24 protein-coding genes and 1 pseudogene are annotated in these 26,426 nt (G+C 67.0%); 14 read left to right on the top strand and 11 right to left on the bottom strand.

Going from position 1 to position 26,426, the window contains the following annotated elements; translation table 11 throughout:
• Positions 1–19: 19 nt before the first annotated feature.
• The 3 genes and pseudogenes from HWX07_RS37040 to HWX07_RS26270 all read left to right on the top strand — a co-directional run.
• A pseudogene (locus tag HWX07_RS37040) lies at positions 20–172 on the top strand (2-pyrone-4,6-dicarboxylate hydrolase); the annotation flags it as partial.
• A gap of 218 nt (positions 173–390) precedes the next feature.
• Positions 391–1,581 carry a M20 aminoacylase family protein gene (locus HWX07_RS26275; protein WP_175878225.1) on the top strand — a complete coding sequence of 397 codons (1,191 nt, stop codon included), beginning with the start codon at positions 391–393 and terminating at the stop codon, positions 1,579–1,581.
• A gap of 55 nt (positions 1,582–1,636) precedes the next feature.
• Entirely contained in the window at positions 1,637–2,968 is a 1,332-nt protein-coding gene (locus tag HWX07_RS26270; RefSeq protein ID WP_175878224.1) for an MFS transporter, read from the top strand.
• Positions 2,969–3,014: 46 nt separating this feature from the next.
• On the opposite strand, the gene HWX07_RS26265 is transcribed toward HWX07_RS26270, so the two are convergent.
• A complete protein-coding gene (locus tag HWX07_RS26265) occupies positions 3,015–3,935 on the bottom strand; it encodes a LysR substrate-binding domain-containing protein (protein WP_175878223.1) in 921 nt (306 codons plus the stop codon).
• A gap of 136 nt (positions 3,936–4,071) precedes the next feature.
• Here HWX07_RS26265 and HWX07_RS26260 point away from each other — a divergent pair, with 136 nt between their 5' ends.
• On the top strand, positions 4,072–4,845 hold the full coding sequence (locus tag HWX07_RS26260; RefSeq protein WP_175878222.1) for a transporter substrate-binding domain-containing protein: 774 nt from the start codon (positions 4,072–4,074) through the stop codon (positions 4,843–4,845).
• A 55-nt stretch (positions 4,846–4,900) separates the two neighbouring features.
• Positions 4,901–6,016, top strand: coding sequence for a succinylglutamate desuccinylase/aspartoacylase family protein (locus tag HWX07_RS26255; RefSeq protein WP_175878221.1), 1,116 nt, complete (start codon positions 4,901–4,903; stop codon positions 6,014–6,016).
• Between the two features lie 251 nt (positions 6,017–6,267).
• Here HWX07_RS26255 and HWX07_RS26250 read toward each other — a convergent pair whose 3' ends face one another.
• Positions 6,268–7,053 (bottom strand): IclR family transcriptional regulator, encoded by a 786-nt coding sequence (locus HWX07_RS26250; protein WP_175878220.1) that lies wholly within the window; start codon positions 7,051–7,053, stop codon positions 6,268–6,270.
• Positions 7,054–7,280: 227 nt separating this feature from the next.
• On the opposite strand from HWX07_RS26250, the gene pcaF reads away from it, so the two are divergent.
• A complete protein-coding gene (gene pcaF, locus HWX07_RS26245) occupies positions 7,281–8,483 on the top strand; it encodes a 3-oxoadipyl-CoA thiolase (RefSeq protein WP_006480432.1) in 1,203 nt (400 codons plus the stop codon).
• A 100-nt stretch (positions 8,484–8,583) separates the two neighbouring features.
• On the opposite strand, the gene HWX07_RS26240 is transcribed toward pcaF, so the two are convergent.
• The 3 genes from HWX07_RS26240 to HWX07_RS26230 form a co-directional block, all read right to left on the bottom strand.
• On the bottom strand, positions 8,584–9,111 hold the full coding sequence (locus tag HWX07_RS26240) for a DUF523 domain-containing protein (protein ID WP_244130036.1): 528 nt from the start codon (positions 9,109–9,111) through the stop codon (positions 8,584–8,586).
• 84 nt (positions 9,112–9,195) lie between these two features.
• Positions 9,196–9,756: a GNAT family N-acetyltransferase gene (locus HWX07_RS26235; RefSeq protein ID WP_175878219.1), complete on the bottom strand. Its 561-nt coding sequence runs from the start codon at positions 9,754–9,756 to the stop codon at positions 9,196–9,198.
• A complete protein-coding gene (locus HWX07_RS26230; protein WP_175878218.1) occupies positions 9,753–10,610 on the bottom strand; it encodes a class I SAM-dependent methyltransferase in 858 nt (285 codons plus the stop codon). The genes HWX07_RS26235 and HWX07_RS26230 overlap by 4 nt, the downstream gene beginning before the upstream one ends.
• A 311-nt stretch (positions 10,611–10,921) precedes the next feature.
• On the opposite strand from HWX07_RS26230, the gene HWX07_RS26225 reads away from it, so the two are divergent.
• Complete coding sequence (locus HWX07_RS26225; RefSeq protein ID WP_175878217.1) at positions 10,922–12,466, top strand: PAS domain-containing methyl-accepting chemotaxis protein; 1,545 nt, start codon at positions 10,922–10,924, stop codon at positions 12,464–12,466.
• 408 nt (positions 12,467–12,874) lie between these two features.
• Positions 12,875–14,419, top strand: coding sequence for a PAS domain-containing methyl-accepting chemotaxis protein (locus HWX07_RS26220; protein WP_175878216.1), 1,545 nt, complete (start codon positions 12,875–12,877; stop codon positions 14,417–14,419).
• A 115-nt stretch (positions 14,420–14,534) separates the two neighbouring features.
• Here the strand turns inward: HWX07_RS26220 and gabD are convergent, their stop codons facing one another.
• Positions 14,535–16,004 carry an NADP-dependent succinate-semialdehyde dehydrogenase gene (gene gabD, locus HWX07_RS26215; protein ID WP_047902325.1) on the bottom strand — a complete coding sequence of 490 codons (1,470 nt, stop codon included), beginning with the start codon at positions 16,002–16,004 and terminating at the stop codon, positions 14,535–14,537.
• Between the two features lie 91 nt (positions 16,005–16,095).
• Positions 16,096–17,379, bottom strand: coding sequence for a 4-aminobutyrate--2-oxoglutarate transaminase (locus tag HWX07_RS26210; RefSeq protein WP_124632738.1), 1,284 nt, complete (start codon positions 17,377–17,379; stop codon positions 16,096–16,098).
• Between the two features lie 125 nt (positions 17,380–17,504).
• Between HWX07_RS26210 and HWX07_RS26205 the strand changes: the two genes are divergently transcribed.
• The 4 genes from HWX07_RS26205 (at position 17,505) to HWX07_RS26190 (ending at position 22,191) form a co-directional block, all read left to right on the top strand.
• Positions 17,505–19,013 (top strand): PLP-dependent aminotransferase family protein, encoded by a 1,509-nt coding sequence (locus tag HWX07_RS26205; protein WP_175878215.1) that lies wholly within the window; start codon positions 17,505–17,507, stop codon positions 19,011–19,013.
• Between the two features lie 137 nt (positions 19,014–19,150).
• Positions 19,151–20,215 (top strand): selenide, water dikinase SelD, encoded by a 1,065-nt coding sequence (gene selD / locus HWX07_RS26200; RefSeq protein WP_175878214.1) that lies wholly within the window; start codon positions 19,151–19,153, stop codon positions 20,213–20,215.
• A gap of 72 nt (positions 20,216–20,287) precedes the next feature.
• On the top strand, positions 20,288–20,881 hold the full coding sequence (locus HWX07_RS26195; protein ID WP_175878213.1) for a LysE family transporter: 594 nt from the start codon (positions 20,288–20,290) through the stop codon (positions 20,879–20,881).
• Positions 20,882–21,111: 230 nt separating this feature from the next.
• Positions 21,112–22,191 carry a purine nucleoside permease gene (locus HWX07_RS26190; RefSeq protein WP_175878212.1) on the top strand — a complete coding sequence of 360 codons (1,080 nt, stop codon included), beginning with the start codon at positions 21,112–21,114 and terminating at the stop codon, positions 22,189–22,191.
• Between the two features lie 217 nt (positions 22,192–22,408).
• Here the strand turns inward: HWX07_RS26190 and HWX07_RS26185 are convergent, their stop codons facing one another.
• The 3 genes from HWX07_RS26185 to HWX07_RS26175 all read right to left on the bottom strand — a co-directional run bounded on the left by HWX07_RS26185 (position 22,409) and on the right by HWX07_RS26175 (position 23,774).
• Positions 22,409–22,702 carry a DUF4148 domain-containing protein gene (locus HWX07_RS26185; protein WP_012339340.1) on the bottom strand — a complete coding sequence of 98 codons (294 nt, stop codon included), beginning with the start codon at positions 22,700–22,702 and terminating at the stop codon, positions 22,409–22,411.
• A gap of 155 nt (positions 22,703–22,857) precedes the next feature.
• A complete protein-coding gene (locus tag HWX07_RS26180) occupies positions 22,858–22,998 on the bottom strand; it encodes a hypothetical protein (protein ID WP_175878211.1) in 141 nt (46 codons plus the stop codon).
• An 89-nt stretch (positions 22,999–23,087) separates the two neighbouring features.
• On the bottom strand, positions 23,088–23,774 hold the full coding sequence (locus HWX07_RS26175) for a response regulator transcription factor (protein ID WP_175878210.1): 687 nt from the start codon (positions 23,772–23,774) through the stop codon (positions 23,088–23,090).
• Positions 23,775–24,102: 328 nt separating this feature from the next.
• Here HWX07_RS26175 and HWX07_RS26170 point away from each other — a divergent pair, with 328 nt between their 5' ends.
• Both HWX07_RS26170 and HWX07_RS26165 read left to right on the top strand, forming a co-directional pair.
• Positions 24,103–24,417, top strand: coding sequence for an H-NS histone family protein (locus tag HWX07_RS26170; protein ID WP_124698973.1), 315 nt, complete (start codon positions 24,103–24,105; stop codon positions 24,415–24,417).
• A gap of 271 nt (positions 24,418–24,688) precedes the next feature.
• A complete protein-coding gene (locus tag HWX07_RS26165; protein WP_175878209.1) occupies positions 24,689–25,396 on the top strand; it encodes a hypothetical protein in 708 nt (235 codons plus the stop codon).
• A gap of 18 nt (positions 25,397–25,414) precedes the next feature.
• On the opposite strand, the gene ceoR is transcribed toward HWX07_RS26165, so the two are convergent.
• The gene (gene ceoR / locus HWX07_RS26160) at positions 25,415–26,419 is read right to left on the bottom strand and encodes a putative multidrug efflux transcriptional regulator CeoR (RefSeq protein ID WP_175878208.1); all 1,005 of its coding nucleotides are present in this window, start codon (positions 26,417–26,419) and stop codon (positions 25,415–25,417) included.
• Positions 26,420–26,426: the final 7 nt, after the last annotated feature.

The following is a 26,426-nucleotide window of genomic DNA, read 5'->3' as shown; positions in this document are numbered from 1 at the left end:
CTCGTCTGCGATGGCGGCGGCCGCGCGTATCGCGAACCTCGGATGGCATATCGAGCGGGGGCAGGGCACGCGGCTGCCGGCGCTGGAGCGTCATCTCGCGGCGCTGCGGTGCCCGCTCGTCATCGACCATATCGCGCGGGTGCCGCAGCCCGGCGGGCCGGGATCGGCCGCATAGCGGCCGCATCTATCGGGTGGGCTATCGATATGGAGTGTGTGCGGCGAAACGGTGCAGGTTCGACCGACATCTCCGTACTAACCCTGATTAAAAACACTTATCACGGTGAAAAATTCAGCATCTTCTTGAACCGATATCGGCTGGCTATAGTGGCTCGCTTTCCCGCATGCAAACGCCGCGTGCGAGACACGCAGACAATCAGCAGGAGCCTCTTGATGACCACCGATACCCGCTTCACCGAAGTCGAGGATCTGATGCCCGCCGCCGGCGGGCTGCGCGAGATCCGCCACCACATCCACCATCATCCCGAGCTCGCGTACGAGGAGCACGACACGGCCGCGCTCGTCGCGGACAAGCTCGAGCAATGGGGCTGGCAGGTGACGCGCGGGGTCGGCAAGACGGGCGTGGTCGGCACGCTGCGGGTGGGCGACGGCACGCGCAGCATCGGCATCCGCGCCGACATGGATGCGCTGCCGATCGTCGAGGCGACCGGCCTGCCGTATGCGAGCGGCACGCACGGCAAGATGCACGCATGCGGCCACGACGGCCACACGACGATGCTGCTCGGCGCCGCGCAGCATCTCGCGAAGACGCGCAACTTCTCGGGCACCGTCCACCTCTATTTCCAGCCGGCGGAAGAGCACGGCGTCGACAGCGGCGCGAAGAAGATGATCGACGACGGCCTGTTCGAGCGCTTCCCGTGCGACGCGGTGTTCGGCATGCACAACCATCCGGGCGCGGCGCCCGGCGTGTTCCTCACGCGGCGCGGTCCGTTCATGTCGGCCGGCGACAAGGCGATCATCACGATCGAGGGCGTCGGCGGCCACGCGGCGCGGCCGCACCTGACGGTCGATCCGGTCGTCGTCGCGGCGAGCATCGTGATGGCGCTGCAGACGATCGTCGCACGCAACGTCGACCCGTCGCAGCCGGCGGTCGTCACGGTCGGCTCGATGCACGCGGGCACCGCGAACAACGTGATTCCGAACGGCGCGCGCCTCGAACTCAGCGTACGGTCGTTCAGCCCGGAAGTGCGCGCGTTGCTCAAGCGCCGTATCACCGAATTGGCCGAAACGCAGGCCGCGAGCTACGGCGCGAGCGCGAACGTCGAGTACATCGAAGGCTATCCGGTCGTCGTCAATACGGATGCCGAAACGGATTTCGCCGCGCAGGTCGCGCGCGAACTCGTCGGCGATGCACACGTGGTCGAGCAGACCGACCTGCTGATGGGCAGCGAGGATTTCGCGTTCATGCTGCAGCAGCGGCCGGGCTCGTTCGTGCGGCTCGGCAACGGCGAAGGCGAGGACGGCTGCATGGTGCACAACCCGAAATACGACTTCAACGATCGCAACCTGCCGATCGGCGCGGCGTTCTGGACACGCCTCGTCGAGCGTTACCTCGGACAGTGATCGCGGCGGCGGCGCGCGGCCGGCGCTTCCGGCGCATTGACAGGAGAGGATAGCGATGCAGAAAGATCATCTCGCGCTGCACCCCGCGCCGGCGGAGGCCGCTGAAACCGGCACGCGCGATGCGCCTGCCGTCACGAAGCGAGGCGCGATCGCCGCGGCCGTGATCGGCAACTGGCTGGAATTCTTCGATTTCACCGTGTACGGCTTCTTCGCGGTGCTGATCGGCAAGCTGTTCTTCCCGTCGAGCGACCCGACCACGTCGCTGCTGCTGTCGGTCGCGACCTTCGCCGCCGGTTTCTTCACGCGGCCGCTGGGCAGCGTCGTGCTCGGCGTCTACGCGGACCGCAAGGGGCGCAAGGCCGCGCTGAACCTGACGATCATGCTGATGGCGCTCGGCACCGGCCTGATCGCGATCGCGCCGACCTATGCGCAGGTGGGCGTCGCCGCGCCGCTGCTCGTCGTGTTCGCGCGCTTGCTGCAGGGTTTCTCGCAGGGCGGCGAATTCGGCGCGGCGACGTCGACGCTGCTCGAACAGGGCGGCACGTCGCGCCGCGGGTTCCGCGCGAGCTGGCAGCTCGCGACGCAGGGCGGCGCCGCGCTGATGGGCTCGGGGTTCGCGGCGTTGCTGTCCAACACGATGACGAAGGATGCGCTGGAAGGCTGGGGCTGGCGGCTGCCGTTCCTCGTCGGCGTGCTGATCGCGCCGGTCGGGATGGTCCTGCGTCGCCGGCTCGCGGACGACGCACCCGGCGACCGCCATCACGGCATCGAGCGCGGCGTGCTGCGCGAGCTGTTCTCGAAGCACACGCGCACGGTGCTGCTGCTGATGCTCACGGTGATGGGCGGCACGGTGTCGACCTACATCCTCACCTTCTACATGCCGACCTACGCGATCCACACGCTCGGCCTGCCGATGAAGCTGTCGATGTTCGTCGGCGTCGCGTCGGGCTGCGTGATGCTGGTCACATGCCCGCTGTTTGGCTGGCTGTCGGACCGGCTCGGCAGCCGCCGCCTGCCGATCTTCGTCGGCCGCGGCGTGCTGGTCGCGCTGCTGTTTCCCGCGTTCTGGCTGATGAACCACCATCCGACGCTGTCGGTGATCCTGCCGTTGACCGCGCTGATGCTGCTGTTCTATTCGCTCGGCTCGGCATCGGAAATGGCGCTGATGTGCGAGTCGCTGCCGCGCCACGTGCGTGCGACGGGCATCTCGATCGCGTATGCGCTCGCGGTGACGATCTTCGGCGGCACCGCGCAGTTGATCGCGACCTGGCTCGTGAAGACGACCGGCAGCAAGCTCGCGCCGGCCGGCTACGTGGCCGCGTGCGTGGTGCTGTCGCTGATCGCGGTCGCGATGCTGCGCGAGACGGCGCGGGAATCGCTGGACTGACCGGGCGCGCGATGCGCGGCGCGGACGGCGACGCGGCCGTGTGCGCTTACCGCCCGCGCACCACCCTCAGATACGACGCGAGCATCGTCGCGAGTTCCTGCGCGGCCGGCGTCAGCGGCACGGCCGCGCGCTGCAGCAGGCAGATGTCCTGCGCGTCGGCCTGCTCGCGCACGGGCACCTTCACGAGCGCGCCGCCGAACGGCCCGTGCCGCGTGATCGCTTCGGTTTCGAGCGCGAGGGAATCGGTCTGCGTGACGATCTGCAGCGTCTCGAACATCCCTTCGACGGTCGCGAGAATCTTCGGCGGCGGCTGGCCGTGCGCATCGAAGTACGCGAGCAGCCGGTTGACGACCGGATCGGCGCTCAGGTTCGGCGAGCGCGTGGACACCCATCCGTAGTCGGCCAGCTCGGCGAGCGATTGCGCGTGCATCGCCGGGTGCCCGTTACGGCAGACGACCACCGGCGCCGACGTGCGCAGCGGCGTGACCGCGAGATCGGTCGTGTCGGTCTGCTTCGCGATCAGCGCGATCGCGAAATCGACCGCGCTCTCGCGCAGCCAGCCGATCATCATCCGCGACGTGCCGGTGCGCAGGTGCACGTCGACCTTGTCGAAGCGCGCGCGGAACGCGGTCAGCACCGGCGCGAACGCGTCGATCAGCGGTTCGGTCACAAGGCCGAGCGTGACGGTGCCTTCGTAGGCGCCGCTCAACTGACGGATTTCCCGCTCGACCTGCTCGCATTCGCCGAGGATCGAACCGGACCGCGCGAGCAGCCGCTGGCCGACGGCGGTCGGCACGATCCCGCGGTTGGTACGCGTGAACAGCGTTGCGCCGAGCGTCGCCTCGAGGCCTTGCAGCTGCTGCGTGACGCCGCTTTGCGCGAGATCGAGTGCGCGGGCGGCCGCGCGCAGGCTGCCGTGCTCGACGACGGCCTGGAAGATGCGGAGCTGGGACAGCGTGAACGCCATGGGAAGCAGCGAGGCCGGTGATCGGAAATACCGATCATGATAAGCCAGCCGATGGTTCCGGCGGCCGCGCGCGGCCCCTACGATCGCAGGCAGTTCGGCTCATGCCGTTCATTCCTCTTCCTGCCCATCGTCGACCATGAAACGTTTCCTCGTTCCGTTCGTTTCCCTGTGCCTTGGCCTGGCGGCCACGTCCGCATATGCGCTCGACGCGCACGTGGTGCGACTCGGCATCGACCCCACCTATCCGCCGATGGACGCGAAGGCGCCCGACGGCAGTCTGAAGGGCTTCGACGTCGATCTCGGCAACGAGATCTGCCGCCGCGCGCAGTTGCGCTGCCAGTGGGTCGAGCTCGAATTCTCCGGGATGATCCCCGCGCTGCAGGCGCGCAAGATCGACGCGATCCTGTCGTCGATGGCGATCACCGCGAAGCGCGAGAAGCAGATCCTGTTCTCGTCGAAGCTGTTCCGCTTCAAGTCGCGACTCGTCGCGCGGCCCGGCAGCGGGCTCGACGGCACGGCGGCGTCGCTGGCCGGCAAGCGCGTCGGCGTGCAGTCGGGCACGCAGTTCGAATCGTGGGCGCTCGCGCACTGGGCGCCGGCCGGCGTCGGCGTGGTGCCGTACAAGAGCCAGGACGACGTGTTCGCCGATCTCGTGAACGGCCGCCTCGACGCGGCGCTGCTCGGCGCCGTGGAAGCCGACTACGGGTTCCTGCGCCAGCCGCGCGGCAAGGGTTTCGCATTCGTCGGCGCGCCGCTCGACATGGGCGATCGCGGCGTCGGCATCGGCATGCGGCAGTCGGATACCGCGCTGAAGGCGTCGATCGACGGCGCGATCGCGTCGATGCTGAAGGACGGCACGTACGACCGGATCGCGAAGCAGTATTTCGATTTCAATCCATACGGCGACTGAGCGCCGTGCTGGCCCGTTCTTCCGATTTCCTGCTTTCATCCATTCGAGACCATCGATGCAGATTCGCACCACGCCGCTCCTGTCGCCGTCGATCGGCACGCAGCGCACGCTGACGAGCTTTCATTTCGGGCCGGCCGACAGCGGCCGCAAGATCTACCTGCAGGCCGCGCTGCACGCGGACGAGACGCCCGCGATGCTCGCGGCGTTCGTGCTCAAGCAGCGTCTCGCGCAGCTCGACGCCGAAGGCCGGCTCGCGGCCGAGATCGTGCTCGTGCCGGTGTCGAACCCGATCGGCCTCAATCATCATCTGCTCGGGCAGTTCATTGGCCGTTTCGATCTCGCGAGCGGCCGCAACTTCAATCGCGGCTTCCTGCCGCTCGCGGAGATCGCCGCGCGCGCGCGCGACCGGCTGGGCGACGACGGCGCACGCAATCGCGCGATCGTGCGCGAATGCGTCGGCGCGGCGCTCGACGAAATCGCGCCGCGCACCGAGTTCGATGCGCTGCAGCTGGCGCTGCTGAAGCTGTCGCACGACGCCGACGTCGTGATCGACCTGCATTGTTCGCTCGAAGCGGTGATGCACGTGTACACGAGCGATACCGCGTGGCCGCAGGTCGAGCCGCTCGCGCGGTATCTCGGTGCGCAGGTGTCGCTGCTCGCCGAGGATTCGGGCGGGCACGCGTTCGACGATGCGCATCACCTGCTGTGGTCGCAGTTGCGCGCGCATTTGCCGGACGGCATGCCGATGGCGGCCGGCACCGTGGCCGTGACGGTCGAGTGTCGGGGCCAGCGCGACGTGACGTACGAGTACGCGCAACGCGACGCCGACGCGCTCGTCGACTATCTCGTGTGGTGCGGCGCGGTACGCGGTGAACGTGCGCCGCTGCCGCCGCTGGCCGCGCCGGCCACACCGCTCGCGGGCAGCGAACAGTTCTATGCGCCAGTGAGCGGGATTCTCGTGCATCGTGCGGCGATCGGCGCGGCGATCCGTGCGGGCGATCCGCTATTCGACATCGTCGATCCGCTGACGGATGCGATCACGACGATCTCGAGCGCGACCGATGGCGTGTTCTACATGCGCCGCGCGATCCGTTTCGTGACGGCCGGTGCGCCGCTTGGCCGCGTGACCGGCACGGTGCCGGTGCGAAAGGGGATGCTGCTGGGCGCGTGAGCGGCGGGACGGGCGCGTGTCCGAATGGGGCCCCGCAATTTCGTTCTCGTCAGATTGACCGTGTTGGAGCGCATCACTAAATTGTGCGACGCGGAGTGCGCTCCGTGTTCCGTGAGAAGGACGTTGCAAGTAGAGTCAGAGTTGAGCGGGCGGCGAATGCCGCCCGTCTTTTTATCCGCGTTATGCGTGCTCTGCGCGTTTCGCGCCATCCGCGAATGTCGTATTGCCGATCCGGCAAGCGAAGTAACCGCTCACCCGCGCCGCGCCACCAGCTCCGATACCGTCTGCGCGGCCTGCTGCAGCGGCCCGAGAAACTCCTTCACCATCTGCTTCGCGGTATGCCGCTGTGCGTTGCCGCTGATGTTCATCGCGGCGATGATCTGCCCGCGTCGGTTGCGGATCGGCGCGGACAGCGACAACAGCCCCACCTCGAGTTCCTGGTCGACCACGGCCCAGCCCTGCTGGCGCGCCTGCGCGATCGCCGCCTTCAGCTCGCCGATGTCGGTGATCGTGCGCGGCGTATGCGCGCGGATGCCGCTCTGCGCGAGCGTTTCGTCGAGCGCCGCGTCGTCGAGCGCGGACAGTAGCACGCGGCCCATCGACGTGCAGTACGCGGGCAGCCGGCTGCCGATCGACAGGTTGATCGTCATGATCTTGCGGGTCGGCACGCGCAGCACGTAGACGATTTCGGTGCGGTCGAGCACCGCGGCCGAGCAGCTTTCGTGGATCTGTGCGGACAGTTGCTCCATCACCGGATCGGCGAGATTCCAGAACGGCATCGATGTGAGATAAGCGAAGCCGAGTTCGAGGATCTTTGGCGTGAGCCGGAACAGCCGGCCGTCGGCCTCGACGTAGCCGAGCGTCTGCAGCGTGAGCAAGATCCGTCGGGCTCCCGCGCGCGTGAGGCCGGTGGCCGATGCCACCTCGGTGAGCGTCTGCTCCGGGCGCGCCGCGTCGAACGCGCGGATCACCGCGAGGCCGCGCGCGAACGACTGTACATAGGAGTCGCCGGGTTTCTGGATGTCTTCGGTTGTCATGAACGGTTGGTTTGTCGTGCAGCCGAGAAGATAGCGCATGGGGCCTGACGCGCCAACCGCCCGGCGGACCGCGCGCTTGACAGGTCGTCCCCGCACTCCCTATGATGCGTTGAACGTTCGATACACGATCTTATGTTCGTATATAGAACATTTAAGCGCATCCCGGCGGGCAATGCAAGGGGCGCGCCCTGTTCATTTCCCAGCCTTCCACGGGACCGGAGACACTGATGACCGAAGCTTTTCTGTGTGATGCGATCCGTACGCCGATCGGGCGTTACGGCGGTGCACTGTCCGGCGTGCGCGCCGACGATCTGGGCGCGGTGCCGCTCAAGGCGCTCGTCGAGCGCAATCGCGACGTCGACTGGACGGCGATCGACGACGTGATCTACGGCTGCGCGAACCAGGCCGGCGAGGACAACCGCAACGTCGCGCGCATGTCGGCGCTGCTCGCGGGCTTGCCGGAGGGCGTGCCGGGTTCGACGATCAACCGCCTGTGCGGTTCCGGCATGGATGCGGTCGGCGTGGCCGCACGCGCGATCAAGTCGGGCGAAGCCGCGCTAATGGTCGCGGGCGGCGTCGAGAGCATGACGCGCGCGCCGTTCGTGATGGGCAAGGCCGCGAGCGCGTTCGCGCGCCAGGCCGACATCTACGATACGACGATCGGCTGGCGCTTCGTCAATCCGCTGATGAAACAGCTGCACGGTGTCGATTCGATGCCGGAAACCGCCGAGAATGTCGCGGTCGATTACAACATCAGCCGCGCGGATCAGGACCTGTTCGCGCTGCGCAGCCAGCAGAAGGCCGCGCGGGCACAGCAGGACGGCACGCTGGCCGAAGAAATCGTGTCTGTCACGATCGCGCAGAAGAAGGGCGACCCGGTGGTCGTGTCGCGCGACGAGCATCCGCGCGAGACGTCCCTCGAAGCGCTTGCGAAGCTGAAGGGCGTCGTGCGCCCCGATGGCTCGGTAACGGCGGGCAACGCGTCGGGCGTGAACGACGGGGCCGCCGCACTGCTGCTGGCGAACGAGGCAACCGCGAAGCGCTTTGGCCTGACGCCGCGCGCCCGCGTGCTGGGGATCGCGACGGCCGGCGTCGCGCCGCGCGTGATGGGCATCGGCCCGGCGCCCGCCACGCAGAAGCTGCTCGCGCGGCTCGGGATGACGATCGACCAGTTCGACGTGATCGAACTGAACGAAGCGTTCGCGTCGCAAGGTCTCGCGGTGCTGCGCATGCTCGGCGTGGCCGATGACGATCCCCGCGTGAACCCGAACGGCGGCGCGATCGCGCTCGGCCACCCGCTCGGCGCATCGGGCGCGCGCCTCGTGACGACCGCGATGTACCAGTTGCATCGCACGAACGGCCGCTTTGCACTGTGCACGATGTGCATCGGCGTTGGTCAGGGCATCGCGATCGCGATCGAACGCGTCTGATCGGCGTGATGCGGTGAAGCGGCCGGATACGTGCTGCTTTACCGCTGAGCTGCTTCTGCCACGATGGGCGGCACGAGGGGTCTCGTGCCGCCCATCGTCGTTAACCGGCCGGCGACAGTTGCCTGAGGCGCGCGTGGAGCGCGTCGATCTCGGTGTCCGCGAACACCTCGATGCCATGCTCGCGCAGCAGCGCCGCCGTGACGCCGGCGCCCGCCTGTCTCCGGCTCTCGAAACTTCCGTCGTAAATGAACGTGCTGCCGCACGACGGGCTGCCGTCGGCGAGGATCGCGAAGCGGCAATCGTGTGCCTGCGCGAGGGCCAGCGCGGTTTGCGCGCCGGCAACGAATGGCGCCGTCACGTCGGCGCCGTTCACGTCGACGATGCGTGCGTGCCCCGACAGCACCTGCTGCCCCGATGCACCGCCGGCGATCTCGGCAGGCGGGCGCGGCACGCTCAAGCCGCCCGCCAGCTCCGGGCAGACGGCCACGAGACGCCCTTCGCGCTGCCACCGTTCGAGTGCCTCGTGCGCGGCGGTCTTCGCCGAGCCGTTGTAACGGACCGGATGACCGACCACGCACATGCTGACGAGGATTTTCGGCGAGGCGGGCGGTGGCAGGTCGTTGTTCAATGTCGCGCTCCGTGACGGCTGATGGCAACGGATGACGGCTGGGGCAGGGCGGAAAGCTCTACGCTTCATCCGTGCGCCGGGCCGTCACGCGGTCGGCCCTTCGAGGTGAATATCCTCGGGCTCGAGCGCGTAAAGCTCGGGATCGGGCGCCGTGCTGACCGTGAAGCCGAGCCGCAGGTAGAAGTCGATCGTGCGCTGCGACGGCGTCGCCGACACATACAGGCGCTCGGCACCCATCGCGCGTGCCTGCACCTGCGCCGCGCGGTAGAGCTGTTCGCCGAGCCTGCAACCGCGCCAGTCGTGGCTTACATGCAGGAACTTCAACTGCAGCATGTCGCCCCGCGGGCCGAGCGGCCGGCTGTCGACGATCGCTGCCGCGACGAGTCGCGCGCCGTCGAACCGGCCGAGAAACCAGCCGCCGCGGTCGTGGCAGTCGAGCAGGATCGGCGTGTAGTGGTCGGCTTCGCCGTCGGGCCAGCCGGACACGTCGTAGAACTCGGGCACGAGATGCAGCGCGCCGTCGCGCAATACGTACAGGTGTTCGATGATTTCTCGCCGGTCGATGGTCCACACGAGCGGCACGTCGTCGCGGGCCAGCAGGCGGGCCGACAGCGCGTCGCGCTCGGCGGCGGTGCGGCGGGTCATGCGGTCCTCCGGTGCGCGGCGATTGCGTACATCAACGGCAGGCGCGGCATGCCTTCGGGCGGCACCATCCGGCGGCCCTCCAGCTCGCGCATGCCGTCGAAGCCCTTCCAGCCGTTCGAGTACGGATATTCGTTCAGGCGGTCGATCGCGAGCCCGGCCGAGACCAGCGCATTCACCACGTCGCCGATGCCCCACATGAACTCGTAGCTCGGGTGCGGGTTCGCGAAATCGACGACGCCCGAATGGTCGTGCTGCGCGCCGAGCCCCGTGCCGGACACCGCGACGTAATCGCCGACGCCTGCGGGCTCCTCGGTCGCATCGTGCTTGAAGTAGTCGTAACGCGGCTGCCAGTGTTCGTCGAAATACAGTGAGAACGGATGGAATTCGACCATCGCGAAGCGGCCGCCCGGCGCGAGCAGCGCGGCGATCCCGCGCGCCCATGCGCTCAGGTCCGACAGCCAGCAGATCGCGCCGTACGACGTGAACACGCGATCGAAGCGCTTGCCGCGCGCGGCGGCTTCGGGCATCCAGTCGAGTATGTCGGCGCGCTCGAACCGCGCGGGCAGGCCCGCGTCGGCCGACAGTCGCCGCGCGAAGTCGATCGCCTCGTCGGAGATGTCGACGCCGGTTGCGTCCGCGCCGTCGCGCACGAGGCTCAGCGTGTCCTGTCCCGCGTTGCATTGCAGGTGCAAGAGCCGCAAGCCGGTGAGCTCGCCGAGCAGTTCGCGTTCCTCCGGAAACAGCGTCGAGCCGCCATTGCGGAAAAATGCAGCCTGATCGCCTTTATGGCTGTTATGCGCGACCGTCGCCGTATTCCAGGACAGCCGATTCAATTCATGCAATGCCTTTTTCATCGGATTCGAATTCAGGTCGAATGGAGCAGGATAAGCGAATCGTTTCGCCGCACGCAACGGCCGCCGGCATTGTCGATGCCGCGCGGCGCTTCGTGACTGCCAGATAAACGTGCATGGCGATTATCGCCGGATTATTTGATCGAAATCATGGCAATGGCTGGATTGCCCGTTTTATGCGCAACGGAATTAAGGTTTTCCGGCGAATTGCCGACAGTAAGGACGAGAGTGTCGTAAAGCGAGCAACCGTTTTTCGGCTACTGAGCGCGATTTCAGCGCGGCGCGGACGACAGATCCGCCTTTCGGAGCCTTGCATGCGCAACAACCAGCCCGTTACCCAACAGGAATTCGATTTTCCCGACGACGTCACGCTGATGTCGACGACCGATGCCGACAGCATCATCACCTACGCGAACACGACGTTCGCGCAAGTGAGCGGGTTCTCGAACGAGGAACTCGTCGGCCAGCCGCACAACGTGGTGCGTCACCCGGACATGCCGAAGGAGGCGTTCGCCGACATGTGGGCGACGCTGCGGCGTGGCGAGCCGTGGACCGCGCTCGTGAAGAACCGCCGCAAGAATGGCGATCACTACTGGGTGCGCGCGAATGCGATTCCGGTGATGCGCAACGGCGCGCCGCAAGGCTACATGTCGGTGCGCACGAAGGCGCCGCACGACGAGACCCGGGCCGCGGACGCACTGTATCGCGCGTTCCGCGAAGGCAAGGCCGGCCAGCGCCGGTTCCACAAGGGGCTCGTCATCCGCACCGGGCTGCTGCGGATCGCGTCGCTGCCGCAGACGATGTCGGTGCGCGCGCGCGTTCATTCGGCACTGTGCGTGCTGGCGCCGGCGGTCGTCGGCGCGGGCTGGGCCTGCGGGCTCACCGGCGGCGGGCTCGCGGCGTTTGCCGGCGTGACGGCCGGCGCGGCGGCCGCAGCCGGCTGGTGGCTCGACGCGCAGATCGTGCAACCGCTGAAGCGGCTGCACGAGCAGGCGCTGAACGTCGCGACCGGCGAGAGCCGGCGCGGCGTGCGGATGAACCGCGTCGACGAGATCGGCATGACGCTGCGCACGATCAACCAGCTCGGGCTGATGTTCCGCTGGCTCGTCGACGACGTCAGCGAGCAGGTGCACAACGTGCAGCGCGCGAGCAACGAGATCGCGCAGGGCAACGGCGACCTGAGCGCGCGCACCGAACAGGCCGCGTCGAGCGTGCAGCAGACGGCCGCGTCTATGGCCGAGATGACGGCCACCGTATCGAGCAATGCGGAGACGGCGCTGCAGGCGAATCAATTGTCGGTGTCCGCGAGCGAGGCGGCCGAGCGCGGCGGGCAGGCGGTGAACGAAGTCGTCGCGACGATGAGCGAGATCACCGCCAGCTCGCGCAAGATCGCCGACATCATCGGCGTGATCGACGGCATCGCGTTCCAGACCAACATCCTCGCGCTGAATGCGGCCGTCGAGGCGGCGCGCGCGGGCGAACAGGGGCGCGGTTTCGCGGTGGTGGCCGGCGAAGTGCGCGCGCTCGCGCAGCGCAGCGCGAACGCGGCAAAGGAGATCAAGACGCTGATCGGCACGAGTGTCGAGCGGGTCGAGTCGGGTGCACGGATCGTCGACGGCGCGGGCAAGACGATGGAGGACATCGTCACGCAGGTGAAGCGCGTGTCGGATCTCATCGCGGAGATCAGCTCGTCGACGGCCGAGCAAAGTACGGGCGTCGCGCAGGTCGACCAGGCGGTCGTGCATCTGGACAACATCACGCAGCAGAACGCGGCGCTGGTCGAGCAGAGTACGGCGGCGTCGGAAAGCCTGAAGCAGCAGGCGACACGGCTCGTGGATGCGGTGAACGTGTTCAGGTGATGGATGCAAGCGTGCGCGACGTGCGGGTTCGATCAATGAATGCCGATGTCGCGCACTGCGCTTATTCAGATTGGCGAATTCAATCGAATGGCGATAAACGAGAAATATTCTTGTTTCAGATTTTTCGTCGCGTGTTAAATCGAGCCGAAATCATGCGGTCAATAATCAGACGAATCGCCCCCAAACCGTTGTCGGACAAGGCAATTCGTTTATCCATAAACAAAATATTCGGTGAAAGCGAGGTGATGCAGATTTAATGCATATTTACCCGAACGCGGCATAATGTTTTCGCCGGATTTGCCGAAAGTGCAGGAGCCTGACTCACACGCATGCGCATCGATCGCCATGCGCGGGGTCTCGAATCAATCGACGAGCGGACGCAAGATCCGCCACCCGGAGCTCCACACCATGCGCAACAACCAGCCCGTCACGCAACGCGAATTCGAATTTGCCGACGATGCGACGCTGATGTCGACGACCGATGCCGACAGCTATATCACTTACGCGAACGCGGCATTCATCCAGGTCAGCGGCTTTTCTCCCGAAGAGATCGAAGGCCAGCCGCACAACGTGGTGCGGCATCCGGACATGCCGAAGGAGGCGTTCGCCGACATGTGGGCGACGCTCAAGGGCGGCGAGCCGTGGACCGCGCTCGTGAAGAACCGCCGCAAGAACGGTGATCACTACTGGGTGCGCGCGAACGCGATTCCGGTGATGCGCAACGGGCAGCCGAAGGGCTACATGTCGGTGCGCACGAAGGCGACGCGCGACGAGATCGCGGCCGCCGAGGCGCTGTATCGCGATTTCCGCGAAGGCAAGGCCGGCAGCCGCCGGTTCCACAAAGGACTGATCGTGCGCACGGGCGTGCTGCGCATCGCGTCGCTGTTCCAGACGATGTCGGTGCGGGCGCGGCTGGTGTCGACGCTGTGCGTGCTGGCGCCGGCGGTCGTCGGCGCGGGCTGGGCGGCCGGGCTGGCCGGCGGCGGGCTCGCGGCGTTCGCCGGTGCGGCGGTCGGCGTGACGGCGGCGGCCGGGCTGTGGCTCGACGCGCAGATCGTGCGGCCGCTGCGGCAGTTGCGCGACGAGGCGTTGCGCGTGGCGACCGGCGAGAGCCGCAGCGGCGTGCGGATGAACCGCGTCGACGAGATCGGCATGACGCTGCGCACGATCAACCAGCTCGGGCTGATGTTCCGCTGGCTCGTCGACGACGTCAGCGAACAGGTGTTGAACGTGCAGCGCGCGAGCAACGAGATCGCGCAGGGCAACAACGATCTGAGCGCGCGCACCGAGCAGGCGTCGACGAGCGTGCAGCAGACTGCCGCGTCGATGGCCGAGATGACGGCGACCGTGTCGAGCAATGCGGAAACGGCGCTGCAGGCGAATCAATTGTCGGTGTCCGCGAGCGAGGCGGCCGGGCGCGGCGGGCAGGCGGTGAACGAAGTCGTCGCGACGATGAACGACATCACCGCCAGCTCGCGCAAGATCGCGGACATCATCGGCGTGATCGACGGCATCGCGTTCCAGACCAACATCCTCGCGCTGAATGCGGCCGTCGAGGCGGCGCGCGCGGGCGATCAGGGGCGCGGTTTCGCGGTGGTGGCTGGCGAGGTGCGCGCGCTCGCGCAACGCAGCGCGAACGCGGCGAAGGAGATCAAGACGCTGATCGGCGCGAGCGTCGAGCGGGTCGAGTCGGGTGCACGGATCGTCGACGGCGCGGGCAAGACGATGGAGGACATCGTCACGCAGGTGAAGCGCGTGTCGGACCTGATCGCCGAGATCAGTTCGTCGACGGCCGAGCAAAGTACGGGCGTCGCGCAGGTCGATCAGGCGGTCGTGCATCTGGACAACATCACGCAGCAGAACGCGGCGTTGGTCGAGCAGAGCACGGCGGCGTCGGAGAGCCTGAAACAACAGGCGACGCGGTTGGTGGAGGCGGTGAACGTGTTCCGCTGATCGCGGAGCAGGAAGGTGACGCGGGCGCGACGGAGAGGCGCCGGCCCGCGTCGGGCCGCCCGGTTCCGGCCGGGCGGCGAGGGCCTGTCGCCGGGAAGCGGCAGGCCCTGAACCGTCAGACGGCGAGGCAGAGGTACTTGATCACGACGTAGTCGTCGATGCCGTAGTGCGAGCCTTCGCGGCCGAGGCCCGATTGCTTGACGCCACCGAATGGCGCGACTTCGTTCGAGATCAGGCCCGTGTTCACGCCGACCATCCCGTACTCGAGCGCTTCCGCCACCTTCCACACGCGGCCGATGTCGCGGCTGTAGAAGTACGCGGCCAAGCCGAACTCGGTGTCGTTCGCGAGGCGGATCACCTCGTCGTCGCTGCCGAACTTGAACAGCGGCGCGAGCGGCCCGAACGTCTCTTCCTTCGCGACCTTCATCGCCGGCGTGACGCCCGTCAGCACGGTCGGCTCGAAGAAGCCGTGGCCGAGCGCGTGGCGCTTGCCACCCGTCACGACGGTCGCACCCTTCGCGAGCGCGTCCTCGATGTGCGCCTCGACCTTCAGCACTGCCGCTTCGTTGATCAGCGGGCCTTGCGTGACGCCCGGCTCCGTGCCGCGGCCGACCTTCAACTGGCCGACGGCCGCCGCGAGCTTCTGCGCGAACTGGTCGTACACGGCTTCGTGCACATAGAAGCGGTTCGTGCACACGCACGTCTGGCCGCTGTTGCGGTACTTCGACGCGATCGCGCCCTGCACGGCCGCATCGAGATCGGCGTCGTCGAACACGATGAACGGCGCGTTGCCGCCGAGCTCCAGCGACACCTTCTTGACCGTCGCCGCGCACTGCGCCATCAGCAGGCGGCCGACCGGCGTCGAGCCCGTGAACGACAGCTTGCGCACGATCGGGTTCGACGTCAGCTCGCCGCCGATCGCCTTCGGGTCGCCCGTGACGACGCTGAACACGCCGGCCGGCACGCCCGCGCGTTCGGCCAGCACGGCCATCGCGAGCGCCGAGAACGGCGTCGCTTCCGCCGGCTTCACGACGATCGGGCAGCCTGCCGCGAGCGCCGGGCCGACCTTGCGCGTGATCATCGCCGCCGGGAAGTTCCACGGCGTGATCGCCGCGCATACGCCGATCGCCTCCTTCGTCACGACGATGCGCTTGTCGCTCGCCGGCGTCGGGATCGTGTCGCCGTACACGCGCTTGCCTTCTTCCGCGAACCACTCGAGGAACGACGCCGCGTAGCCGATCTCGCCCTTCGCTTCGGCCAGCGACTTGCCTTGCTCGGTCGTGAGGATCAGCGCGAGGTCGTCGGCGTTTTCCATCATCAGGTCGTGCCATTTGCGCAGGATGACCGCACGTTCCTTCGCGGTCTTCTTGCGCCACGCCGGCCATGCGGCGTTCGCGGCGTCGATCGCGTGACGCGTTTCCGCCGTGCCCATCGCCGGCACGGTGCCGAGCAGGCCGCCGGTAGCCGGGTTGCGGACCTCGAACGTCTCGCCGTTCGTCGCGCCTTGCCATTCGCCGTTGACGTACGCCTGCTGGCGGAACAGCGACGGATCTTTCAGTGCCAGGGTTTCCTGAACCGTGCTCATATGCATCACCTGCTTCGAAAAAGGACGGATGAAAACGGCCGCCGCCGTCTTCACGACGGCGGCGGCGCATTCAGTTGAAGTGGACGGGCACTCAGGCCGGCACGCCGACCGTTTCCTTCAGCACTTCCTCGAGGATCACGAGCGCTTCGTCGAACACGGCTTGCGGGATCGTCAGCGGGAACAGGAAGCGCACGACGTTCGAGTACACGCCGCACACGAGCAGCAGCAGGCCGCGCTCGAGCGCACGCGTCTGCACGCGCTTCGTGAATTCGGCATCCGGCTCGCCCGAACCCGGCTTCAGGAATTCGACCGCGATCATCGCGCCCGGGCCGCGTACGTCGGCGATCTGCGGCACGTCGGCCTGCAGCGCATTCAGTTTCGCCTTCAGCACGTCGCCGAGTTGCGTCGCGCGCTCGCACAGCTTCTCTTCGTCGATGATCTCGAGCACCGCGTGCGCGGAGGCGACCGCCAGCGGGTTGCCCGCGTAGGTGCCGCCGAGGCCGCCGGGCGCGGCCGCGTCCATCACGTCCGCCCGGCCGACGACGCCCGACAGCGGCATGCCGCCCGCGAGGCTCTTCGCCATCGTGATCAGGTCGGCCAGCACGTCGTAGTGCTGCATCGCGAACAGCTTGCCGGTACGCGCGAAGCCCGTCTGCACTTCGTCGGCGATCAGCAGGATGCCGTGCTCGTTACAGATCTTGCGCAGCGCGCGCACGAATTCGGCCGGCGCCGGGTTGAAGCCGCCTTCGCCCTGGACCGGTTCGAAGATGATCGCGGCGACGCGCTTCGGATCGATGTCGGCCTTGAACAGCATCTCGATCGCCTTGATCGAGTCGGCGGTCGTCACGCCGTGCACGGCGTTCGGGTACGGCGCGTGGAACACGTCGCCCGGGAACGGGCCGAAGTTCAGCTTGTACGGTGCGACCTTGCCGGTCAGCGCCATGCCCATCATCGTGCGGCCGTGGAAGCCGCCCGAGAACGCGATGACGCCCGGACGGCCGGTCGCCGCGCGCGCGATCTTGACCGCGTTCTCGACGGCTTCGGCGCCGGTCGTGAAGAACGCCGTCTTCTTCGGGAAGTCGCCCGGCGCGCGCTCGTTGATCTTTTCCGCCAGTTCGACGTACGACGCGTACGGGACGATCTGGTAAGCGGTGTGCGTGAAGTTGTTCAGCTGATCGGCGATCGCCTTGACGATCTTCGGGTGACGGTGGCCCGTGTTCAGCACCGCGATGCCGGCGGCGAAATCGATGAAGCGGCGGCCTTCGACATCCCACAGCTCCGCGTTCTCGGCGCGGGCGGCGTAGAAATCGCACATCACGCCGACGCCGCGCGGGGTGGCGGCGTTCTTGCGGGCCTGCAGGTCGGCATTCTTCACGGTCATCTCCTTGATGTTCTGTCGGTGGGTAGGGAATCGGGCGCCTTGGCAGCCCATGGAGGCGACTATAATCACATTTGGCTCTGGCAATCAGAGCCATTTCAATAAATATTCAGGAGCCAATCATGCGCGCGAGCGTGTTGTCGGACTGGCTGGCGCAGCGCCTCGTGCGCGGCGGCGAACAGCCGATCTACCGGCAGCTTCACCGGCTGCTGCAACAGGCGATCCTGTCGCGCGAACTGCCGGCCGGCACGCGCGTGCCGTCGTCGCGGCTGCTGGCCGCCGAGCTCGGGATCGCGCGCAACACGGTCACGCAGGTTTACGAACAGCTTGTGCTCGAAGGCTATGTGAACTCGGCGACGGGGCGCGGCACGTTCGTCGCCGACAGCGCGCCGGACGAGATCGTCGGCGCGCCGCCCGACGCGGGCGCAGGCCCGGCCGTCGTGATGCCGTCCGCGCGGCGGCTGTCCGCGCGCGGCGCGCGGCTCGTCGAAGGCGCCGGCGTGTCGAAGCGCCAGGGCGGCGCGTTCATGCCGGGCGTGCCCGATGTGTCGCGTTTTCCGGCGCGCGTGTGGACGCGGCTGCACAACAAGTACTGGCGGCGCCTGCGCCCGGACCTGCTGACCTACGCGCCCGGCGGCGGGCTCGCGCTGCTGCGCGAGGCGCTGGCCGACTACCTGCGCACGTCGCGCTCGGTGCGCTGCACGCCCGAGCAGATCGTGATCACGACCGGCATCCACCAGTCGATCGACCTCGCGGTGCGGCTGCTGACCGATCCGGGCGACGCGATCTGGACCGAGGACCCGTGCTACTGGGGCGTGCGCAGCGTGCTGAACGTGTCAGGGCTGACCACACGGCCGATTCCGGTCGACGACGAAGGGATCGCGCCGTCGGCCGCCGATCTGGCCGAGCCACCGAAGCTGATGCTCGTCACGCCGTCGCACCAGTATCCGCTCGGCATGGTGATGAGCCTCGCGCGGCGGCGGATGCTGCTCGAATACGCGCGCCAGCACGGCTGCTGGATCATCGAGGACGATTACGACAGCGAATTCCGCTATGGCAGCCGGCCGCTCGCGTCGCTGCAGGGTCTCGACACGGCCGGGCAGGTGATCTACGTGGGCAGTTTCGGCAAGACGCTGTTCCCGGGGCTGCGGGTCGGCTATCTGGTCGCGCCGGAGCCGCTCGCGGAGAGTTTCGCGACCGCGAGCGCCGAGCTGTATCGCGAAGGGCAGTTGCTGCAGCAGGCCGTGCTCGCCGAATTCATCGCGGAAGGGCACTTCGTGTCGCATATTCGCAAGATGCGCACGCTGTACGGGCAACGCCGCGAGGTGCTGCTCGACGCGGTCGCGCGGCGCTACGGCGATACGCTGCATGCGCTCGGCAGCGACGCGGGGCTGCATCTCGTCACGCAGTTGCCCGATGGCGTCGACGATCGCGCGGTCGCGCAGGCCGCGCTGGAGCGCAACATCGTCGTGCGGCCGCTGTCCGGGTATTACGCGGACCGCTCACGGGCTGCCTCGGGTTTGCTGCTCGGCTATGCGTGCGTGCCGGAAGACGAGATCGCGACCGCGTTCGCGACGCTTGCCGAGGCGATCGACGAGCGGGCGTTCGGCGGGGCCGTGGCGGTGGCTTGAGGGGTGAGCACGGCAATATCGGCTCGTTGCGATTCCGTCAAAGATGAGTCGAGGCTCTTCGCGACGTGGAGAGCGTATCGGGCGCGCTCGCGCGGAATTGTCGATAATGGAACGTTGTTATTCACCGGATGCCGACGATGACCGAAGCCACCCAAGCCCAGCCTGCCGTTCCGCGCCTCACGAGCCTGTCGCACGGAGGCGGCTGCGGCTGCAAGATCGCGCCGGGCGTGCTGTCCGAGCTGCTCAAGCGCGCGACGCCGCCCGCGCTGTTCCCGGATCTGCTGGTCGGCACCGAGACGTCCGACGACGCGGCCGTCTACCGGCTCAACGACGAGCAGGCGATCGTCGCGACCACCGATTTCTTCATGCCGATCGTCGACGATCCGTTCGACTTTGGCCGCATCGCGGCCACCAACGCGCTCTCCGACGTCTATGCGATGGGCGGCAAGCCGATCCTCGCGCTCGCGCTGGTCGGCATGCCGATCAACGTGCTGCCGCACGAGACGATCGCGGCCGTGCTGCGCGGCGGCGAATCGGTGTGCGCGGATGCCGGCATTCCGGTCGCCGGCGGTCATTCGATCGATTCGGTCGAGCCGATCTACGGGCTCGCGGCGATCGGCGTCGTGCATCCGTCGCGCGTGAAGCGCAACGCGGCCGCGCGCGCGGGCGACGTGCTCGTGCTCGGCAAGCCGCTCGGCGTCGGCGTACTGTCGGCCGCGCTGAAGAAGAACCAGCTCGATGCCGACGGTTACGCGCAGATGGTCGCGACGACCACCAAGCTGAACCGGCCGGGCGCCGAGCTTGCCGCGCTGGCGGGCGTGCATGCGCTGACCGACGTCACGGGCTTCGGGCTGCTCGGCCATACGCTCGAACTGGCGCGCGGTGCGCAGCTCACCGCGCGCGTGCACTATGCGTCGCTGCCGTGGCTGGCGGGCGTCGAGACGTTCGTGGCCGACGGCGTGTTCACCGGTGCGTCGGGCCGCAACTGGGCCGCGTACGGCACCGACGTACGGCTCGCGGACGGGCTGCCGCCTGTCGCGCAGGCGCTGCTGACCGATCCGCAGACGTCGGGCGGGCTGCTGGTCGCGTGTGCGCCCGAGGCCGTCGACGACGTGCTCGCGTGCTTCCGCGCCGACGGTTTCGACCGCGCGGCCGTGATCGGCGAGATGGTGGACGGGCCCGCCCGCGTCGACGTCGCCTGACGCGTTTTCTCTCATGCAGGAGCGCCGTCGGTCGATAGAATCGATGCCTTCCGTTGAACGCACCGACGACCGATGAGCGACTTCCTGTTCGGGCTGATGATCGCGCTGTCGGTCGGGCCCGTCGCGCTGATGATCGCGAACTACGGCATGCGCGCCGGCACCGCGACCGGCGTGCGCGCGGCGATCGGCGTGGCCGCGGCCGACGGCTGCCATGCGGTCGTCGCGTTCACGATCGGCGCGATGCTCGCGAGCACGCTGGCGTTGCATCTGTCGCTGTTCCGCATCGTTGGTGCGCTCGTGCTGCTCGCGATGGGCGCGCGGATGCTGTGGCAGGCGCTGCGCGACCGGCGCCGCACGCTCGACGGCGACGTGCCGACGCCGCCGGGCGATCGCCCGTTCATGTCGATGTTCTTCGTCACGCTCGCGAACCCGCTCACCATCCTGCTGTTCTACGGCTATGCGACGGCTGCCGCCGGTGCGCACCGGCACTGGCTGCTCGGTGCCGCATGCGTGTTTGCCGGCAGTCTCATCGGGCAGCTCGTGTTCGCGTTCGGCGGCAGTGCAATCGGGCGCTTCGTGAAATCGCCGGGGTGGCTGGCCGCGAGCCATGTGGTCGCCGCACTCGTCGTGCTCGGTTACGGCATCGCGGGGCTGCTGCACGTGTAGCGCGATGTGACGCGGCGGATGCCGCACGCGGCGACGAACCGGATAGCATTCCTGACGTTCGCAAGGCCGCGACGAATACGCGATTTTCCGTCGCGCAACACGCAGCCGTTTGCACGAAACGCGGCCGGCCGTTTCGTAGTCGGGTTCCGCATCGCGCACGCCCGTTCTATACTCGTCGCGCAGTCTCCGACAGCCGTTCTCACCCAACATCATCGAAACAAGGAACGCCGATGCTGACTCGCTCCATTCTTTCCGCCGCCGCATTCTCGCTTGCCGCCTGTGCGACCGCGCCGTCGATCGCGCAGGACAACCAGGGCAACGATGCCGGCAACGCAGCCTTCGCCGAGACCGGCGCGCATGGCCGCCCGGTCAAGGTCATGATCATCACGATGTTCGGGCCGGAAGGCCAGGCCTGGCTCGACCGGCTCGGCCCGTGGCGCGACGTCACCGTGCCCGGCCTGTCGCCCGACTATCCGGCGGTCCACTGCAACAAGCAGGACGTGTGCGTGGTCACGACCGGCATGGGCTATGCGAACGCGTCGGCGACGATCATGGCGCTCACGTTCTCGCAACGCTTCGATCTGCGCCGCACGTATTTCCTGGTCTCGGGCATCGCGGGCGTCGACCCCGCACAGGGCACGGTCGGATCGGCCGCGTGGTCGAAATACCTCGTCGATTTCAGCCTGCAATGGGAGCTCGATGCACGCGAGATTCCGGCCGGCTGGAACACCGGCTATCTCGGCATCAACACGAAGAGCCCGAACGACAAGCCGCCGCTCGACTATCGCACCGAAGTATTCCAGCTCAACCCGCAGTTGACCGACGCCGCCTACGCGCTGTCGCGCAACGTCGTGCTGGCCGACAGCGCACAGGCGCAGGCCGCGCGCGCGAAGTTCACGTATGCGCCGGCGAACCGGCCGCCGACGGTGATCCAGTGCGATACGTCATCGGGCAACACGTGGTTCTCGGGCACGCTGATCGGCGAGCGCGCGCGCCAGTGGACCAAGATCCTGACGGACGGCAAGGGCACCTACTGCATGACCGCTCAGGAAGACAACGCGACGTATGAAGCGCTCAAGCGCGCGGCGAGCGTGAAGCGGGTCGACCTGTCGCGCGTGGCCGTGCTGCGCACGGGGTCCGATTTCGATCGGCCGTACGCGGGGCAGACGAGCGCCGACAACCTGCTGAACTACGCGGATCAAGGCGGTTTCGCCCCGGCGACCGAAAACCTGTACCGCGCGGGCAATCCGCTGGTGCAGGACATCGTCACGCACTGGGGCGAATGGCGCGACGGGGTGCCGCGCCGTTGAAGACCGGCGCCAACTCAGTTGGCGGTCAATCCAGTCAATGCGATTGCTGGGTCGAACGGAACGGCGTCCATACCGGCGTGGTGTCGTCCCAGTGATCGAGCGGCGAAGGAAGTTGGTCGTTCATCATGTGCTCCTGCAACTAACTGACTCAGCGAGTCGTCGACAAGGTGATTCGAGACGCCGCGCACCGGGCAATCCGCTGCGCGGCGTCGCGCGTTTACCGGCCCCCGCCGGCGAGCTGGTTGCCTTCCGGCAGCGGACGATACGGGCCTTGTGCAAGTTCGAGCCCCTGCGGATACGAAGTCGCCTTGCGCAGGTACGCGAGCGTGCCGTCCTTGCGTGCCTGCTCGACTTCCGCGCTCACTTCGGCGCGCGTACGCGGGCCGTTGTGCTGCGAGTACCACGACGTGTTGGCGTAATCGCCGGCGTGCGGCGTACCCGAATCGGCGAAGGCCGGTGCGGACACGGCAAGTGTGAGAGCAAGGGCCGAGAGAAGATGGCGGCGGTTCATGGTGTCACTCCTGGAGATGTCGGAGCTGGCGCCTGGGCGCTGACCCCGGTCCCGCCTGGCGGGATCTGTTCGATGCGCAACGAGGTGCGCGACAGGGTTTACTCTAGGTATCCGTTCCGTCGCGATAAATGGCGCAGACGCGAATTGAATTGTCGTCATACAGGAACAATCGGAATCCGCACGCGCAGTGAGGGCATGCCCGCGGCCTTGCCGGGCGGCGCCGACAGCGGAATCAGCGCATCGGCCAGGGTGCGTGTCGCGACGAGCGGCGCGCGTGGCGCAATAGTCCTTTGCATACGGCGACACGATGCGGTGGGCATCGCGTGCCGTTCTTCGCGCGTCGCGCCGACGGCAATCCGCGAGCGGCATGACGGCGGACGGCGCGTCAGATCGCTTCGAGCCGGTAGCCCAACGTGTACACCGCGCTGAGCCGCACACCGTTCGACGGCTGCAGCACGAGCTTCATGCGCAGCCGGTAGATATGCGTGTCGAGACTGCGCGACACGCCGGCCATATCGCGGCCCCATAGCGAGCGAATCAGCGCGTCGCGCGGCATGATGCGCCCGGGATTGCGGAACAGCAGCACGGCGAGATCGAACTCGCGCGGCGTCAGCTTGACCGGCACACCGTTCAGCAGCGCGGTGCGCGTCGTCGTGTCGATCGCGTAGCTGCCGAGATTGAGCACGTTGTGCCGGCTGTTGCTGCTTTGATACGCGCGCCTGAGCAGCGCATTGCTCCGTGCCAGCAGTTCGAACCGGTTGATCGGCTTCACCATGTAGTCGTCCGCCCCCGCGTTCATCGCGGAGAAGATCTCGTCCTCGCGCATGCGGTTGGTCAGAAAAAGGATGGGCAGGCGGCCGCCGATGCGCTCGCGCGTCCACTGAAGTACTTCGAATCCGGACATGCCGGGCACCTGCCAGTCGAGAATCAGCAGATCGACCACCGAACTCTCCAGGTGACGAATGGCCTGGTTTCCGTTGCTCACCGTCTGCACGCGATAGCCGGCCATTTCCAATATCGAGGCGATCAATTCGACATAGGCGGGGTCATCCTCGAGATAGAGGACGTTCATATTACGTACTCCTTCGATGTTGGCCGGAACGATCGGGCCGTATCGTGCATCCAGGCGCGAATGGATGATCCGACGCAGGCGCTCGACGATCGGCAGCACGTAATTTGCCGCGATATGCGGGTCGATGCGTCGAAAAAATTGTCAACGATTTTGAACGCTGGAAATGCGTGAATGTAGAGCAATGACTCAATTTTCGGCTGAATGATGGAAATGGAAAGGCCGGTTTTTGTTGACAAACGTTGTCAATGTTCGCGAACGACGCGATTACGCTTGATCGTGTCGGCAGCAGGTCGGCGCAACGACAGGAACGAACGAATCAGGAGCGGGCATGTTGATTTACAAGTCGTATGTGGAAAAAAAAGCACTCCTCGAGACGCAGCTGGAGCGGGAGCGTCTTGCCATTGCGGCGACGGTCCTGCTCGAGGTACGGCGTTGCGTCGAGGAGTTCGGCTTCACGCCGAACGAGATTTTTCCCGGCGACGGCACACCCGCCAGAAAGCGTCGCGCGAAATACTTCAATCCGGATACCGGGCAAACGTGGTCAGGCGTCGGCCGCGAGCCGACATGGTTGCGGGGGCAGGATCGAAGCCGGTTCGCGATCGATGCGCCGGCGGCCGATTCGAATCAATCTGAGCATTCCTGACGATGTAATGGCGGCGAATGAGTGTGTGAGTACGGGCGGCGTGACAACGCGACCGCTTCGGGGGCAGTCCGCCTGCGCGGTACATCGGCCATCGGCAGGGCAGCCGTTTGCTGGCTCGATCGTCTGACGAACTACCCACGGGAGCTGTGCCGCTGCGAATGGTACCGGTTCCATGATCACTATATTACAGATTCATTGTGACATTTAGTTAAACAGACCAATTTCGTGCCGGCAACGGGCACGACATGCGGGTCGTCAGCGGGGGATTCATATGAACGATGCGATGGCCGATCGCGGCCGAATGGGGCTGCGGCCCGAGCCCGTGTGCGTGGGTATCGGCGTGACGCACGAGACGCTCGAGATGTGTATTTCGTCGCTGAGCGTGATTTTCGGCTACCGGAACGAGACGTTCGGCATCGAGTCGCTGGCCGAGGCGATCGCCGCATGGGCGCCGGCGCTCATCGTGCTGGAATCGGCCGGCGGGGCCGAGCATGAGGTGGCATGCGCGCTTCAGGCGCTGCGATTGCCGCTTGCCATCGTCAAGACGCATCAGGCGCGGGACTGGCTCCCGGATTCGGCGACGCTACCGCTCGACGGAAAAGGGGCGCGGGCGCGCCTCCTGGCCGCGCTCGCCGACGCGCTGGACCGCCATCCGTCGTCCGGGCGCCTCGTCGAGCCGCTGTCGGATCCGCAACTGGCACATGTGCAGGCCCTGGTTCAGCGGCGACGTCAACTGGCGCGCATGCACATCGCGGAATATCAACTGCTGACGTTGTGTCACGCGAGCGTGCGCAATGGCATCGTGCAGACGATCGCATTCCTGAAACACCAGATCGCGGTGATCGATCGCCATTGCGCACGGCATGTGGACATGCAGCGCGTCGAATTCGCGCGGCTGCTGGCGCACGAGGTGCGGCCCGGCCGCGTCGCGCGTCACGTGCAGGTCGGCGCGTTCATCCGCAACTGGCGGGCGAAGTGACGCGGCGATGCCCTTCGCTCAGGCGACCCACTCGTTGATGACCGGCGTATCGAGCACCGGCGCGCGCTCGGCTTCCTCGAACGTGCGCTTGCTGCACGTCGCGTCGAGGCTGCCCTTGCCGCTCAGCAGCGGGCAGCGGTCGAACACTTCGGCGATCCAGTCGACGAACACGCGCACCTTCGGCGACAGATGGCGGCTATGCGGATACACGACCGAGATCGGCATCGGCAGCGGCTTGACCCCGGGCAGCACTTCCTTGAGCCGGCCTTCGCGCAGGTGCGGCAGCACCATGAACAGCGGCGGCTGGATCAGGCCGAAGCCTTCGACCCCGCACGTCACGTACGCATCCGCGTCGTTCACCGACACGATGCCCTCCATCTTCATCTCGACTTCCTTGCCGTCGATCAGGAAGGTCCAGTCGATCGTGCGGCCCGTGCGGCTGGAGAAGTAGTTCACGGCCTTGTGCTGGCCGAGATCGTCGATCGTCTGCGGCTCGCCGTGGTGCTCGAGATAGTCGGGCGACGCGACCGTCACGCATTCGAACAGGCCGACGCGGCGGGCGACGAGCGACGAGTCCTGCAACGCACCGACGCGGATCACGCAGTCGACGCCTTCCTGCAGGAGGTCGACAGGCCGGTCGGACAGGCCGAGTTGCAGGTCGATGTCCGGATAGCGCGTATGGAATTCGCACAGCGACGGAATCACGAGCAGCCGCCCGATCGAGCCCGGCATGTCGATACGCAACTTTCCGTGCGGCTTCCGGTTGTTGGCCTGGAAGCTCGCCTCGGTTTCCTCGACGTCCGCGAGGATGCGCACGCATCGTTCGTAGTACGCGGCGCCGTCCGGCGTGAGCGAGAGCCGGCGCGTGGTCCGGTGCATCAGCCGCACGCCGAGGAAGGCTTCGAGATTCTGGATGATCGTCGTGACGGACGCGCGCGGCAAGCCGAGCGTTTCAGCTGCCTTGGTGAAGCTGCTTGTATCGACGACGCGAGTAAATACCTGCATGGCCTGAAGCCGGTCCATCACAACC

The sequence above is a fragment of the Burkholderia sp. BCC0097 genome, from assembly GCF_902832985.1.
In the GTDB taxonomy this organism is placed as follows: domain Bacteria; phylum Pseudomonadota; class Gammaproteobacteria; order Burkholderiales; family Burkholderiaceae; genus Burkholderia; species Burkholderia orbicola.
This window is presented reverse-complemented; position numbering and strand designations above follow the sequence as displayed.

Bases quoted from the DNA above. Each gene is read 5' to 3' on its own strand.
- HWX07_RS26190 (WP_175878212.1), top strand. From the start codon at position 21,112: ATGCTGACTCGCTCCATTCTTTCCGCCGCCGCATTCTCGCTTGCCGCC.
- HWX07_RS26255 (WP_175878221.1), top strand. From the start codon at position 4,901: ATGCAGATTCGCACCACGCCGCTCCTGTCGCCGTCGATCGGCACGCAG.
- HWX07_RS26230 (WP_175878218.1), bottom strand. From the start codon at position 10,610: ATGAAAAAGGCATTGCATGAATTGAATCGGCTGTCCTGGAATACGGCG.
- HWX07_RS26180 (WP_175878211.1), bottom strand. From the start codon at position 22,998: ATGCAAAGGACTATTGCGCCACGCGCGCCGCTCGTCGCGACACGCACC.
- HWX07_RS26205 (WP_175878215.1), top strand. From the start codon at position 17,505: ATGCGCGCGAGCGTGTTGTCGGACTGGCTGGCGCAGCGCCTCGTGCGC.
- HWX07_RS26225 (WP_175878217.1), top strand. From the start codon at position 10,922: ATGCGCAACAACCAGCCCGTTACCCAACAGGAATTCGATTTTCCCGAC.
- HWX07_RS26165 (WP_175878209.1), top strand. From the start codon at position 24,689: ATGAACGATGCGATGGCCGATCGCGGCCGAATGGGGCTGCGGCCCGAG.
- HWX07_RS26235 (WP_175878219.1), bottom strand. From the start codon at position 9,756: ATGACCCGCCGCACCGCCGCCGAGCGCGACGCGCTGTCGGCCCGCCTG.
- HWX07_RS26265 (WP_175878223.1), bottom strand. From the start codon at position 3,935: ATGGCGTTCACGCTGTCCCAGCTCCGCATCTTCCAGGCCGTCGTCGAG.
- HWX07_RS26175 (WP_175878210.1), bottom strand. From the start codon at position 23,774: ATGAACGTCCTCTATCTCGAGGATGACCCCGCCTATGTCGAATTGATC.
- HWX07_RS26275 (WP_175878225.1), top strand. From the start codon at position 391: ATGACCACCGATACCCGCTTCACCGAAGTCGAGGATCTGATGCCCGCC.
- HWX07_RS26250 (WP_175878220.1), bottom strand. From the start codon at position 7,053: ATGACAACCGAAGACATCCAGAAACCCGGCGACTCCTATGTACAGTCG.
- gabD (WP_047902325.1), bottom strand. From the start codon at position 16,004: ATGAGCACGGTTCAGGAAACCCTGGCACTGAAAGATCCGTCGCTGTTC.
- HWX07_RS26220 (WP_175878216.1), top strand. From the start codon at position 12,875: ATGCGCAACAACCAGCCCGTCACGCAACGCGAATTCGAATTTGCCGAC.
- pcaF (WP_006480432.1), top strand. From the start codon at position 7,281: ATGACCGAAGCTTTTCTGTGTGATGCGATCCGTACGCCGATCGGGCGT.
- HWX07_RS26195 (WP_175878213.1), top strand. From the start codon at position 20,288: ATGAGCGACTTCCTGTTCGGGCTGATGATCGCGCTGTCGGTCGGGCCC.
- HWX07_RS26185 (WP_012339340.1), bottom strand. From the start codon at position 22,702: ATGAACCGCCGCCATCTTCTCTCGGCCCTTGCTCTCACACTTGCCGTG.
- ceoR (WP_175878208.1), bottom strand. From the start codon at position 26,419: ATGGACCGGCTTCAGGCCATGCAGGTATTTACTCGCGTCGTCGATACA.
- selD (WP_175878214.1), top strand. From the start codon at position 19,151: ATGACCGAAGCCACCCAAGCCCAGCCTGCCGTTCCGCGCCTCACGAGC.
- HWX07_RS26270 (WP_175878224.1), top strand. From the start codon at position 1,637: ATGCAGAAAGATCATCTCGCGCTGCACCCCGCGCCGGCGGAGGCCGCT.
- HWX07_RS26170 (WP_124698973.1), top strand. From the start codon at position 24,103: ATGTTGATTTACAAGTCGTATGTGGAAAAAAAAGCACTCCTCGAGACG.
- HWX07_RS26260 (WP_175878222.1), top strand. From the start codon at position 4,072: ATGAAACGTTTCCTCGTTCCGTTCGTTTCCCTGTGCCTTGGCCTGGCG.